A 13477-nucleotide genomic window follows, 5' to 3' on the forward strand; every position below is an offset into this window, starting at 1 on the left:
GATTAACGTACCTTCAGCGTTGCCAGGCCAATCAGCACCAGCATCAGCGAAATAATCCAGAAGCGCACAATCACGCGCGGTTCCGGCCAGCCTTTCAGTTCATAATGGTGATGAATCGGCGCCATGCGGAAAATACGCTGTCCGCGCAGTTTAAAGGAGCCGACCTGCAGGATCACCGACAGGGTTTCCACGACAAACACGCCGCCCATAATCACCAGCAGGAACTCCTGACGCAGCAGCACAGCAATAATCCCCAGCGCGCCGCCCAGCGCCAGCGAACCGACATCGCCCATAAAGACCTGCGCCGGGTAAGTATTGAACCACAGGAAACCTAATCCCGCGCCGACTATCGCCGTACAGACGATCACCAGTTCCCCCGCATGACGCAGATACGGAATATGCAGATAGTTGGCGAAATTCATGTTACCGGTCGCCCACGCCACCAGGGCAAATCCCGCAGCGACGAAGACGGTAGGCATAATGGCTAAGCCATCCAGACCGTCGGTCAGGTTCACCGCATTCCCCGTCCCCACAATCACGAAATACGCCAGCAGGACGTAGAACAGGCCCAACTGCGGCATGACGTCTTTAAAGAACGGCACCACCAGCTCGGTGGCAGGCGTATCTTTTCCGGCGAGATACAGGGCGAATGCCACACCCAGCGCAATCACCGACATCCAGAAATACTTCCAGCGGGCAATCAGCCCTTTGGTGTCTTTACGCACCACTTTGCGGTAGTCGTCAACAAAACCAATAATGCCGTAGCCAATCAACACAACCAGTACACACCAGACGTACGGGTTGGACGGATAAGCCCACAGCAGCACGGAAATCACAATCGCCGTCAGGATCATAATGCCGCCCATCGTCGGCGTCCCACGCTTGCTGAAGTGAGATTCCGGACCGTCGTTACGCACGACCTGACCGAAGGAGAGCTTTTGCAAACGGGCAATCATGCGCGGGCCCATCCATAAAGAGATGAACAGCGCGGTCAGCAGGCTGACGATGGCGCGAAACGTCAGATAGGAAAAGACGTTGAAGCCGGAATAATATTTGACCAAATGTTCGGCCAGCCAAACTAACATGTTCCATTCTCCTGTAATGCGCGTACTACCTCTTCCATGGCGGCACTACGTGAACCCTTCACTAAAATGGTAATGATCTGTTGCTCTGCAATCAGCGCCTTCAGACGGGCGATCAGCGCGGATTTGTCCGCGAAATGCTCGCCTGTGCCGCTGGCCTCGCTGATGGCATGGCTCAGTTTTCCTGTACTCAGTACACTGTCGATCCCCGCCGCGCGCGCGGCAGTGCCGACCTGCACATGGCACGCTTCGCTTTCTGCGCCCAGCTCCGCCATATCGCCCACCACCAGTACGCGGTAGCCCGGCATTTCGGCCAGTACCTGTACGGCGGCGGTCATCGATCCGACGTTAGCGTTGTAGGAATCATCCAGCAGCAGCTTGTTTTCTGCCAACTGAACCGGGAACAAACGTCCCGGCACCGCTTTCAGATCCGCGAGGCCGGATTTGATCGCCTCAAGCGGCGCGCCGACAGCCATCGCCAGCGACGCAGCCGCCAGCGCATTGGCGATGTTGTGACGCCCCGGCAGCGGCAACAGCACATCAATGCCCCCCACCGGCGTCTGGAGGGTGAACTCCGTACCGTGCGAGGTCACATGGATGTTGGTCGCGGTAAAATCGCTGTTGGCGGCATTCGGGGAAAAGCGCCAGACTTTACGGTCGCCAATCACGCTTTGCCAGTTCAGCCAGTCGTTGTTATCGGCGTTCATAATGGCAATGCCGTTTTCCGGCAGGCCGGTATAGATTTCGCCTTTCGCCTTCGCCACGCCCGCCAGAGAGCCGAAGCCCTCAAGATGCGCGGCAGCCAGATTATTGACCAGCGCCGCTTCTGGTCGCGTCAGGCTGACGGTCCACGCAATTTCGCCCTGGTGATTGGCGCCTAATTCAATAACGGCAAAGTCATATTCTTCGGTTAACCGCAGCAGCGTCATCGGTACGCCGATATCATTATTAAGATTGCCTGCGGTGTATAAGGTTTTGCCACACTGACTCAGAATAGCGGCGGTCATCTCTTTGACGGAGGTTTTGCCGGAGGAACCGGTCAGCGCGACTACGCGAGCCGGTACCTGCGCGCGAACCCACGCGGCCAGTTCGCCAAACGCCAGACGGGTGTCCTGAACGACAAGTTGCGGCAAGTCACAGTCCAGCGGACGGCTGACCAGCAGCGCCCCCGCTCCGCCCTCTTTCGCCTGGGCGGCAAAATCATGGGCGTCAAAGCGTTCGCCTTTCAGCGCCACAAACAGGCAGCCCGGCGTCAGTTTGCGCGTATCGGTGGTCACGGCGTCGAGGGTCAGATCGTCCCCTTTCAGTTTGCCGTTAAGGATGCCGGCAAGTTGACTGAGCGTTACGCTAATCATGCGATAACCCCCAGCAGCCGCGCTGCGGTTACGCGGTCAGAATAGTCGAGACGCTGCGTGCCGATGATTTGGTAATCTTCATGACCTTTACCCGCTACCAGCACCACGTCGTTTTCTTTCGCCTGCATAATGGCGTTCGTGACCGCCTCGGCGCGGCCTTCCATCACCCGGGCGTGTCCGGCATCCAGCATTCCCGCCAGAATGTCATCGATAATAGCGCGCGGTTCTTCGGTACGTGGATTGTCGTCGGTAACGACAACCACATCGGCAAACTCTTCCGCGATCGCCCCCATCAGCGGACGCTTACCTTTGTCGCGATCGCCGCCACAGCCAAAGACGCACCAGAGCTGACCGGTACAGTGCAGACGCGCCGCCTGTAACGCTTTTTCCAGCGCATCCGGGGTGTGGGCGTAGTCAACCACCACGGTGGTTTTACCCGGCGCGCTGAACACTTCCATGCGACCGCAAACCGGCTGCAAACGCGCGGCGGTTTTCAGCAGTTCGCTCAGCGGATAGCCCAGCGCCAGCAGCGTCGCCAGCGCCAACAGCAGATTACTGACATTAAAGGCGCCCATCAGACGGCTTTCGATTTCGCCTTCACCCCAGCTTGAAGCAAAGCGAATCGTCGCGCCGCTATCGTGATAGTTCACGTCGACTGCCTTCAGCCAACGGCCATGGCAGTTCGGGTTGATGTGGTCTTCCATCGAGACGGCAACCGCGTCCGGCAGATTTGCCAGCCAGCGGCGACCCACTTCGTCATCCGCGTTGATAATGGCCTGACCATAATGATGCGTGGAGAAAAGCAGCCATTTTGCCGCTTCGTACTGTTCCATGTCACCGTGATAGTCCAGGTGATCGCGGCTGAGATTGGTAAAGACGCTCGCGGCGAATTTCAGCGCCGCCACGCGATGCTGCACCAGACCGTGCGAAGAGACTTCCATTGCGCCAAAGGTGGCGCCTTCATCGACCAGTCCCGCCAGGACATGCTGCACATCTACCGCCGACCCGGTGGTATTTTCAGTCGGGATCACTTTCCCCAACAGGCCATTGCCGACGGTGCCCATCACCGCGCTGGTTTCGCCCAACAGTTGGCTCCACTGCGCCAGCAATTGTGTGGTGGTGGTTTTACCGTTGGTGCCGGTCACGCCAACCAGACGCATGTTTTCAGAGGGTTCGTGATAAAAGCGACCAGCCAGTGCAGATAAACGTTCGTTCAGTTGGCTCAGATAGATGACCGGTACGCCGTGCATTTCACGAACTTCGCCGTCGGTCGCCTCTTCTTTCGCTTCTGCAATAATGGCAGCCACACCTTGCGCTATCGCCTGCGGGATATATCGACGCCCGTCCGCCTGATGACCTTTCACTGCCACAAAGAGATCGCCCGAAGCAGCCACGCGGCTGTCGAGTGTCATCTCTCGCAGTTCTCTCGCAGGTAAACCTGGTACCCACGGAGCAAGAAGGTCGCGCAAATTACGATCTGCCACCTGTTCCCTCGCCTTGATTAATTACGAATTCACTTTTTTCGCCCGTGGCCAGCGCATCCGGCTCGATGTTCATGGTGCGCAGTACGCCGCCCATGATGGCACCAAAGACCGGCGCGGACACGGCGCCGCCGTAGTATTTACCCGCCTGCGGATCGTTGATAACAACAACCAGCGCAAAGCGCGGCTGACTCGCAGGCGCAACGCCCGCGGTATAAGCAATGTATTTGTTGATGTAGCGGCCATCCGGTCCGACTTTTTTCGCCGTCCCGGTTTTAATCGCGATGCGATAACCTTTAATTGCCGCTTTCACGCCGCCACCGCCCGGCAGGGCCACGCTTTCCATCATATGTACGACAGTGCGCACGATGGATTCCGGGAAGATGCGTTCTCCCGGAACAGGGGGATCAACTTTGGTGATCGACAGCGGACGGTAAACCCCGTAGCTGCCGATGGTTGCGTAGACTCGCGCTAACTGTAACGGCGTTACCATTAGCCCGTAGCCGAAAGAGAAGGTGGCCCTCTCTATGTCAGACCACCGTTGTTTTTGAGGATATAAGCCACTGCGTTCTCCGACCAACCCCAAATTGGTCGCTTTTCCCAGCCCAAAACGTGAGTAAGTGTCTACTAACGCTGAGGACGGCATCGCTAACGCCAGCTTAGAAACACCGACGTTACTCGACTTCTGTAGAACCCCGGTCAGGGTCAATTCGCTGTAGCGCGCCACGTCTTTGATTTCGTGACCGTTAATTCGATAGGGAATGGTGTTGAGCACCGTGTTCTCGTTGACGATACCCCGCTGGAGCGCCGTCATGACCACCATCGGTTTGACGGTGGAACCCGGTTCAAAAACGTCGGTAATGGTCCGGTTACGCATCGCGTCTTTCGGCGTACCGCTGAGGTTGTTCGGGTTGTAGGACGGGCTGTTCGCCATCGCCAGGACTTCGCCGGTGTTCACATCCACCAACACCGCGCTGCCGGATTCCGCTTTGTTAAACGCCACCGCGTTGTTCAGCTCGCGATAAACCAGCGCCTGCAGGCGCTCATCAATACTCAGCGCCAGGTTGTGCGCCGCCTGGCTGTCGGTGGAGGAGATATCCTCAATCACGCGGCCATAGCGGTCTTTACGCACCACACGTTCGCCAGGCTGGCCGGTCAGCCATTTGTCGAAGCTTTTTTCGACGCCTTCGATACCCTGGCTGTCAACGTTGGTGAACCCGATGAGGTGAGCGGTCACTTCGCCGGAAGGGTAGTAGCGACGTGATTCTTCACGCAAATGAATGCCCGGTAGCTTCAGCTTTTTGATGTAGTCGGCCATATCCGGGTTGAGCTGACGCGCCAGATAGATAAAGCGCCCTTTCGGGTTGGCGTTAATGCGGGCAGCCAGCTGATCGAGCGGGATATTAAGCGCGGTGGAGAGCGCTTTCCAGCGATCCCCGACGCTGACGCCACCCGCGTCATGCACTTCTTTCGGGTCCGCCCAAATCGCTTTCACCGGCACGCTGACCGCCAGCGGACGCCCGGAGCGGTCAGTGATCATACCGCGGGAAGTGGCGACTTCCTGGACGCGCAGCGAACGCATGTCGCCCTGACGCACCAGCATATCCGGGGCGATAATCTGCAACCAGGCCACGCGGCCCAGCAGAAAACCCAGCGCCAATAAAATGCAGCCGCAAAGCAACGCAAAACGCCAACTGATAAAGTTGGTTTGTTCTTCCTGGCGTTTCGCTTTTATACGCGTCATGCTTCAAGCTGCCTCTGCGTTGGCTGCGCACACGTCTCCCGGTCGCTTACGTGTGTAAGCGCCTGGAGATTCATGTGCTTGCTGCCTTGATGCATCATGAATGCTTTTGCGTAGCGTGTTTCCTGCATTGCTTTCATGCGTCGCGCTGTTCCTTATTTTTGGACTACGATATTTTCTTGTGAGGGATCAACATGCTGCATTTGCAGCTTTTCCGTTGCGATCCGTTCCACCCGGCTATGGTCGCCGAGCGCGTTTTCTTCAAGGATCAGGTTGCGCCATTCAATATCCAGCGCATCACGCTCCAGAACCAGTTGTTCACGCTGCGCGGTCAGTAACCGCGTATGGTGAGCGGTCGTTACCACCGTCACCGCCGTCACAATGATGCAAATGAACAGGCAGAGTGGCAGCTTCCCGAATCGCAAAAGATCGTCACCGATCACGCCAGGCAAGGCATGGCGCTCGTTGCTTCCTATCGATCCCTTCACTTTGCTAAGGGCTTCTGTCACTCTGCTGATCATGCGTTCGTCCTCTCTGCAATGCGCAGAACTGAACTACGGGCACGAGGATTTTCTGCGACCTCTTTTTCACCCGGCATCAACTTGCCTAACGCTCTTAACTCACGGCCGCCCAGTTTACTGAGCTGCGCTTCCGTCATCGGGATCCCGGCGGGCACTTTCGGACCGCGGCTTTGCTCGCGCATAAAGCGTTTCACAATGCGATCTTCCAGCGAGTGGAAGCTGATGACAGAAAGCCGCCCACCCGGGGCCAGCACGCTGAGCGAGCTTTTTAGCGCCTGCTCTATCTCCTCCAGTTCACTGTTTACCCAGATGCGCACCGCCTGGAAGGTACGGGTCGCGGGATGTTTGAATTTGTCCTTCACCGGTGTTGCCGCCGCGACCACCTCCGCCAGCTCTTTGGTACGGGTCATCGGCTGCTCGCGGTTACGTTCAACGATGGCGCGAGCGATGCGCTTCGCAAAACGCTCTTCGCCAAAGGTTTTCAGTACCCAGGCAATATCCGCTTCTTCCGCGGTTTGCAGCCACTCGGCGGCGGACTGGCCGCGCGTCGGGTCCATCCGCATGTCCAGCGGGCCGTCGCGCATAAAGGAAAAGCCACGTTCAGCATCGTCGAGCTGCGGTGAAGAGACGCCAAGATCGAGAAGAATCCCGTCGATCTTGCCGGTAAGATCGCGCTCGCCGACATAGTCAGCCAGCGCCGAAAAAGGTCCATGAATGATGGAGAAGCGCGGATCATTGATGGTTTGCGCAACGGCGATCGCCTGCGGATCGCGATCGATTGCCAGCAAGCGCCCTTCTTCGCCAAGCTGCGAGAGAATGAGGCGCGAGTGGCCACCGCGACCAAATGTCCCATCAATGTAGATGCCATCTGGACGAATGTTCAGGCCGTTGACGGCCTCGTCGAGCAGCACCGTGGTGTGTTTAAAGTTTTCCATCATCTTATAGAGACAAGTCCTGCAGGCGTTCCGACAACGTCCCGGTAGCGCTCTGCTCTGCGTCGATATCTTCCTTGACCTGTTGATACCAGGTCGTTTCATCCCACAGTTCAAATTTGTTGAACTGTCCAACCAGCATCACTTCTTTCGTCAGACCGGCATGTTGCCGGAGAACAGGCGCTATCAGCAGGCGACCGGCGCTGTCCATCTGACATTCGCTGGCATGACCCAACAGCAGGCGCTGCACGCGGCGTTCTACCGGGTTCATGCTCGACAGACGCGATAATTTTTGCTCGATAATTTCCCATTCAGGCAGGGGGTAAAGCAGCAGGCATGGGTGATGGATGTCAATGGTGCAAACCATTTGACCGGTAGCGTTCTCGATCAGTTGATCCCGGTAACGGGTGGGCACGGCTAAGCGCCCTTTACTGTCGAGATTGACTAACGTTGCTCCCCGGAACATGCCAGCTCAACCCCTTATCACCACTTTGCCCCACAAATTCCCACTGAAAGGAGTTTACGGAGCGGAGGAAAAGCTTGTCAAGCGAGTCACAACGCTTACCAGAGTAAAAAACCCAATGTTTACGGCTAATATCAGCGTTGATTAAATTCTGTCCAACGAGCGAAGCAAATTAACGTCATGAATATTTGTAAGAAAAAATCCAAATACCCCTCCTCGTTTTTAAACGAACTTCTCTTCTCCTAAAGAAAATATAAAGTGTCAGTTTGCGACGCGAGCGGCATTTTAGGACATATTGCACTGCGAATACAGTCCCTGTTTAGCGCGGTTAACGCCGCGCGCCATCAAGCCAGCCGAGACTTTCGTAAAGAAGAAAAGGAAAGTGTCTGTTAATTCGGCAATTCGCGACAAACCTGTAACAAAAAAATACAAAACGGGCTGCGGTAAACGCTGTAATTACCCTTCGGGCCCGCACATGCGTTTAAAAAATCGTTTATTTGCCGTCGGGTGAGATAATACTAAGGAATAATCTTAATTCTGCTGGGGGTATTGTCTGGAAGGCATATTTCCCGCAGACCAGATTAACGCGAACGCCACCTGGACTGCGGTAAGGTTATCAGTTGCGGCTGAGAACGCCGCGACGGTACAGGTTACGTTTGATTCGCGTTAAGCCAGGCTTCGGTTTGCGCGGCTCGTCGAGACTCGCCAGCACGATCTCCAGCACGCGTTCCGCCACGTCGCGATGACGCTGCGCTACCGCCAGTACCGGGCACTGCAGGAAATCCAGCAGCTCATTATCGCCAAAGGTTGCAATGGCCAGATCGGAAGGCAGCTTGCCGTCGCGACGCAACGTCACATCCATCACGCCCTGCAGCAGAGCGAAGGACGTGGTGAACAGCGCCTGCGGCATCGGGTGTGTTTCCAGCCATTTTTCAAACAGCTGCGCAGCCGCTTCACGCTCGTAGCTATTGGCGTACAGAAAGTGAACCTCACGCGGATCGTCTTTCCAGGCGCTGCGAAAACCCTGCTCCCGCAGGAAACTCACGGACAGCTCCGGCAACGCGCCGAGATAAAGTACCGTTTCAGCGGGGAATTTACGCAACTCTTGCGCCAGCATTTCCGCATCGTCCTGGTCGGCGCCGACGACACTGGTGAAATGTTCACGATCCAGCGCGCGATCCAACGCCACAATCGGGAAGGAGTCATTCGCCCAGCGTTGATAGAACGGATGCTCCGGCGGCAGCGAGGTGGACACGATGATCGCGTCAACCTGACGCTGCAGGAGATGTTCGATGCAGCGCATTTCATTGTCCGGCTGATCTTCCGAACAAGCAATCAGCAGTTGATAGCCGCGCTGACGCGCCTGGCGCTCAAGATAGTTTGCAATGCGGGTGTAGCTTGTGTTCTCAAGATCGGGGATCACCAGCCCGATTGAGCGCGTGCGTCCAGCGCGCAGCCCGGCAGCCACGGCGTTCGGGTGGTAATTATGCTCGCGTACCACTGCCATGACTTTTTCGACAGTCTTGTCGCTCACGCGGTATTGCTTTGCTTTTCCGTTTATCACGTAGCTTGCAGTCGTTCGCGAGACACCGGCCAGCCGAGCGATTTCATCCAGTTTCACAATTGCCCCTTGCATAAAAAGTACAAACCATAACCATTGTAACGGCATGGATTAGTTTCATTAACATTCAAGCGCAGAATAATGACTGCGGCAACCGCTTTTGTTCCGGGTTTCCGCTGATTTCGCAAAAAAAAGCCCAACTTTAACCGTTGGGCTTGCGGATCAAGAATAAAGGTAGAGCGGTTAAGCGTTAACGTCACGCTTCCACCCAGGCGTTAGCGCATGATTTTATCGCCGCGCGACAACCCCACGACGCCGGAGCGGGCCACCTCGACAATTTTAGCCACTTCGCGCAGCGTCGCCAGAAACGCGTCCAGCTTATCGCTGGTTCCTGCCAGTTGCACTGTGTAAAGGGTTGGCGTGACGTCAATAATCTGTCCGCGGAAGATTTCCGTGTTGCGCTTCACTTCCTCCCGGCCATAGCCGCTGGCCTGAAGCTTCACCAACATAATTTCCCGTTCAACGTGCGCCCCCTGCCCCAGTTCACTCACCCGCAGGACATCGACCAGCTTGTGCAGTTGTTTTTCGATCTGCTCCAGCACTTTTTCATCGCCTACCGTCTGGATGGTCATGCGGGAAAGCGTAGGATCGTCCGTTGGCGCAACGGTCAGGCTTTCAATGTTGTATCCGCGCTGGGCAAAGAGGCCAATAACGCGCGACAGCGCGCCGGACTCGTTTTCCAGCAGTACTGATAATATCCGGCGCATAATCAGGTTCTCTCCGTTTTGCTTAACCACATTTCGTCCATCCCGCCGCCGCGAATCTGCATCGGATAAACATGCTCGCTGCCATCGACGTTAACATCGACAAACACCAGACGGCCGCTTTGCACCTGGGCCAGCGCCTCGCTTAGCGTGTCCTCCAGCTCTTCAGGACGGGAAATCCGAATTCCGACATGCCCGTAGGCTTCCGCCAGACGGACAAAATCGGGTAGCGACTGCATATAAGACTGAGAATGGCGACCGGAGTAAATCATGTCCTGCCACTGTTTCACCATTCCCAGATAGCGGTTATTCAGGTTGAGCACCAGCACCGGAAGTTCATACTGAAGCGCGGTCGACAGTTCCTGGATATTCATCTGGATACTGCCGTCGCCGGTAACGCACACAACCGTTTCGTCCGGCAGCGCCATTTTTACGCCCAGCGCGGCTGGCAGTCCAAAGCCCATCGTGCCGAGGCCGCCAGAGTTGATCCAGCGACGCGGTTTGTCGAAAGGATAATACAGGGCGGCGAACATCTGGTGTTGGCCGACATCAGAAGTAACGAACGCATCGCCACGGGTCAGACGCCAGATAGCCTCAATGACCGCCTGCGGCTTGATGCTTTCGCTGTGGGTATCATATTTCAGGCACTGGCGGGCGCGCCAGCGCTCAATCTGCTGCCACCAGTCACGAATATCATCCAGCGGTTGTTGCGCGGTTTCCTGAGGCAGGAGTTCCAGCATCTGCTCCAGCACCAGACGCGCATCCCCCACGATAGGAATGTCTGCCGTCACCGTCTTGGAGATAGACGTCGGGTCGATATCGATGTGCAATACCGTTGCATTCGGGCAATATTTCGCCAGATTATTGGTGGTGCGATCGTCGAAACGGACGCCAACGGCAAAAATCACATCGGCATTATGCATCGTCATGTTGGCTTCGTAAGTGCCGTGCATGCCGAGCATCCCCAGCGCCTGACGATGGGTCGCCGGGAAAGCGCCCAGCCCCATTAATGAGGAAACGACCGGCAGATTGAGTGTTTCGACAGCCTGACGAAGCGGCGCATAGCAGCCCGCCGTCACCGCCCCGCCGCCGACATACACCACCGGTTTTTTCGCCGCGACGAGCGTTTGCAGCGCGCGTTTGATCTGTCCTTTATGGCCGCCGGTGGTGGGGTTATAAGAACGCATACTGACCGAATCAGGCCAGCTATACGGCAGTTTATTTGCCGGATTAAGAATGTCTTTGGGTAGGTCGACCACCACTGGCCCTGGTCGGCCGCTTGCTGCCAGCCAGAAGGCTTTTTTCAGCACCTGAGGGATATCTTCTGTCTGCTTAACCAAAAAGCTGTGCTTCACTACCGGGCGGGAGATCCCCACCATGTCGCACTCCTGGAAGGCGTCGTAGCCGATTAGCGAGGTCGCCACCTGGCCGGAAAGAATGACCAACGGAATGGAATCCATATAGGCCGTGGCGATGCCGGTAATGGCATTGGTGGCGCCCGGACCTGAGGTCACCAGTACGACTCCCACTTCTCCCGTCGCCCGCGCCAGACCATCAGCCATATGCACGGCAGCCTGTTCATGGCGGACCAGCACGTGATCGATGCCGCCAACCGTATGCAATGCATCATAAATATCGAGGACTGCGCCCCCGGGATAACCGAATACCTGCTTAACGCCCTGATCGATGAGCGATCGGACGACCATCTCGGCTCCAGACAACATCTCCATGGCCTGCCTCACTGAATGACGAATAACGCGTGTTATTAAGTACAAAACACATTAACCGCTCGTTACTGCGCAGGCAATTCACTATCGGTTTTCTGACAGAAGAGAAATAAGAACAAACGAAAGGAAAGCGCCAAAGAAACGGGAAATTACACCAAATATGATTCTTTCGTTAATGAATAATCGCTTAAACCGGAAGGCTTGCAGAGAATCATCAATTTTTTGATCGATATGCCACCGCGCGCGCCAATCAATTCAGCATATAATTTCACAAAGAATGAAATAAAAAGAATAAACCGGATGTCTACACCCGGTTTATTTTGCCTACGCTTAGCGCTTGCAAACAGACGCCAGCAGTTCTTCCATCCATTGATGGCCCTTGTCCCGGCCTGCCGCTTCATGCCAGGAGAGATAACAGGTTCGACTATTAAGTTTTAACGGCAGCGGTAGCACTTGCAGATCCAGCGATTCAGCAAACTCATCCGCCAGCCAGCGCGGCGCAATCGCCACTAACTGAGTCTGCGAAACCACATTAAGCACGCTAATTAATGCCATTCCCTGATAGGCAATGCAGGATTGTTTATCCGCAGTGTCATACCACGGCTGGCTGAACGAGGCAAAACGGTCCAGAGACACAACGGCATGCTGTTCATTATAAACATCGCTTTCCAGTAATGGACCGCTAATACGCGGGTGCTTACGGCTGGCGACGAGAACTATTTCATCTTTAAACAGAGGGATACTGGTAAATTCAGGGCGACGGAATTCCTCATAACTAATAACGAATTCGGTTTCCTGATAACGTAATTGATGCTCTGTATTTTGATTTAATGAAGATTTGAAAACGACATGAATATTCGGCGCAATCTGCTCAACACGATTATAAATCAGGGAGGTAAGCACATTGTCCAGCGGGCTGCAGACGCAAAGATTAAACACGCGTTCACTGCTGGCCGGTTCGAAACCGGAACCCGGTAATTCATTTTGCACTAATTGCAACGCCTGGCGAACCGCGCCAAAAAGCTGGAAGGCGCGTGCGGTCGGTTGGATCCCACGGCCATAGCGCACAAACAGTTCATCGTTGAACATCACTTTCAGACGCGCAACCGCGTTGCTTACCGCGGGCTGCGACATCCCAAGGGCATGAGCGGCCCGCGTAATATTTTGTTCCTGCATCACCGCATCGAAGACTGTCAACAGATTAAGATCAACCATACGAAGCTGCGGCTTTTCCATCTCTATAAGAGGTGTATGAGGTTTATCATTTTTTACTTCTGGCATACTTAACTCCACTGTCACGCTTACTCCCTTTTCCAGCCGGAATGCAGAGAAATAATCTCAGAAAATATGATTTACCATGCATATAAAATAAGAAAAAGGGTACGGATAAAAATTAGGAAAACATAAAGATGCAAAAACAAAACACGAATAAACAGCGCAGGCGCGATGTGGCATCCTTCACGACACGACGAATCAATAAGTTTTAATGACGCGTGCAATATAAACATAAGCCAGACAAATAAACAATCATGTGTTTTATGAATAATACTTTAAGTATTAATTAAATGTTTATATTACTCTGTCGTTAATTCTTAACATTAGCTTATCAATAAACGGTTTTCAGTAAATGTTAATTTATTCATTGTCGTTATAACAGCCTAAAAATCATAGAGATAACCAATCTTTTTCGGACGGTGCACATCCCGTATTTCTCTCACTAATTGAAAAAAAATATGCTTAAGTATGACAAAAGATGAAAATTATGTACGCGCGCTACGCGTTTATTCCGGAAGAGGGGCAAAAGTTCAGCACAATTAGCTAAAGCAACGGGTGAGATTTCTCCTCGCCGT

General features: G+C 54.6%; 11 protein-coding genes. All 11 read right to left on the reverse strand.

Annotated elements, in window-relative coordinates:
- Window positions 1-2 precede the first annotated feature (2 nt).
- The 11 genes from mraY to leuO all read right to left on the reverse strand — a co-directional run bounded on the left by mraY (window position 3) and on the right by leuO (window position 12908).
- Window positions 3-1085, reverse strand: coding sequence for a phospho-N-acetylmuramoyl-pentapeptide-transferase (gene mraY, locus OOJ60_RS14575; RefSeq protein WP_012904478.1), 1083 nt, complete (start codon window positions 1083-1085; stop codon window positions 3-5).
- Window positions 1079-2437: a UDP-N-acetylmuramoyl-tripeptide--D-alanyl-D-alanine ligase gene (murF, locus tag OOJ60_RS14580; protein ID WP_181821981.1), complete on the reverse strand. Its 1359-nt coding sequence runs from the start codon at window positions 2435-2437 to the stop codon at window positions 1079-1081. Before murF ends, mraY begins: the two co-directional genes overlap by 7 nt.
- Entirely contained in the window at window positions 2434-3921 is a 1488-nt protein-coding gene (gene murE, locus OOJ60_RS14585) for a UDP-N-acetylmuramoyl-L-alanyl-D-glutamate--2,6-diaminopimelate ligase (protein WP_042290063.1), read from the reverse strand. Before murE ends, murF begins: the two co-directional genes overlap by 4 nt.
- Window positions 3908-5662: a peptidoglycan glycosyltransferase FtsI gene (gene ftsI / locus OOJ60_RS14590; protein ID WP_042290065.1), complete on the reverse strand. Its 1755-nt coding sequence runs from the start codon at window positions 5660-5662 to the stop codon at window positions 3908-3910. Before ftsI ends, murE begins: the two co-directional genes overlap by 14 nt.
- 152 nt (window positions 5663-5814) lie before the next feature.
- Window positions 5815-6180, reverse strand: a complete 366-nt coding sequence (gene ftsL, locus OOJ60_RS14595) for a cell division protein FtsL (RefSeq protein ID WP_012904474.1) — start codon at window positions 6178-6180, stop codon at window positions 5815-5817.
- Window positions 6177-7118 carry a 16S rRNA (cytosine(1402)-N(4))-methyltransferase RsmH gene (rsmH, locus tag OOJ60_RS14600; RefSeq protein WP_042290070.1) on the reverse strand — a complete coding sequence of 314 codons (942 nt, stop codon included), beginning with the start codon at window positions 7116-7118 and terminating at the stop codon, window positions 6177-6179. The genes ftsL and rsmH overlap by 4 nt, the downstream gene beginning before the upstream one ends.
- 1 nt (window position 7119) lies before the next feature.
- Entirely contained in the window at window positions 7120-7578 is a 459-nt protein-coding gene (gene mraZ, locus OOJ60_RS14605) for a division/cell wall cluster transcriptional repressor MraZ (protein WP_042290072.1), read from the reverse strand.
- Between the two features lie 613 nt (window positions 7579-8191).
- A complete protein-coding gene (gene cra / locus OOJ60_RS14610; protein ID WP_042290334.1) occupies window positions 8192-9196 on the reverse strand; it encodes a catabolite repressor/activator in 1005 nt (334 codons plus the stop codon).
- A 215-nt stretch (window positions 9197-9411) separates the two neighbouring features.
- Window positions 9412-9903, reverse strand: coding sequence for an acetolactate synthase small subunit (gene ilvN, locus OOJ60_RS14615; RefSeq protein ID WP_042290075.1), 492 nt, complete (start codon window positions 9901-9903; stop codon window positions 9412-9414).
- Between the two features lie 2 nt (window positions 9904-9905).
- Complete coding sequence (gene ilvI, locus OOJ60_RS14620; RefSeq protein ID WP_060570735.1) at window positions 9906-11630, reverse strand: acetolactate synthase 3 large subunit; 1725 nt, start codon at window positions 11628-11630, stop codon at window positions 9906-9908.
- Window positions 11631-11957: 327 nt separating this feature from the next.
- Window positions 11958-12908 (reverse strand): transcriptional regulator LeuO, encoded by a 951-nt coding sequence (gene leuO / locus OOJ60_RS14625; RefSeq protein ID WP_205612777.1) that lies wholly within the window; start codon window positions 12906-12908, stop codon window positions 11958-11960.
- Window positions 12909-13477 lie beyond the last annotated feature (569 nt).

The organism is Citrobacter sp. R4 (assembly GCF_026719175.1).
Lineage (GTDB): Bacteria > Pseudomonadota > Gammaproteobacteria > Enterobacterales > Enterobacteriaceae > Citrobacter_A > Citrobacter_A sedlakii.

Excerpts from the sequence above, each read along its gene's own strand:
- murF (WP_181821981.1), bottom strand. The coding sequence starts at position 2,437 with ATGATTAGCGTAACGCTCAGTCAACTTGCCGGCATCCTTAACGGCAAA.
- ftsL (WP_012904474.1), bottom strand. The coding sequence starts at position 6,180 with ATGATCAGCAGAGTGACAGAAGCCCTTAGCAAAGTGAAGGGATCGATA.
- mraZ (WP_042290072.1), bottom strand. The coding sequence starts at position 7,578 with ATGTTCCGGGGAGCAACGTTAGTCAATCTCGACAGTAAAGGGCGCTTA.
- leuO (WP_205612777.1), bottom strand. The coding sequence starts at position 12,908 with ATGCCAGAAGTAAAAAATGATAAACCTCATACACCTCTTATAGAGATG.
- ftsI (WP_042290065.1), bottom strand. The coding sequence starts at position 5,662 with ATGACGCGTATAAAAGCGAAACGCCAGGAAGAACAAACCAACTTTATC.
- rsmH (WP_042290070.1), bottom strand. The coding sequence starts at position 7,118 with ATGATGGAAAACTTTAAACACACCACGGTGCTGCTCGACGAGGCCGTC.
- ilvI (WP_060570735.1), bottom strand. The coding sequence starts at position 11,630 with ATGGAGATGTTGTCTGGAGCCGAGATGGTCGTCCGATCGCTCATCGAT.
- mraY (WP_012904478.1), bottom strand. The coding sequence starts at position 1,085 with ATGTTAGTTTGGCTGGCCGAACATTTGGTCAAATATTATTCCGGCTTC.
- ilvN (WP_042290075.1), bottom strand. The coding sequence starts at position 9,903 with ATGCGCCGGATATTATCAGTACTGCTGGAAAACGAGTCCGGCGCGCTG.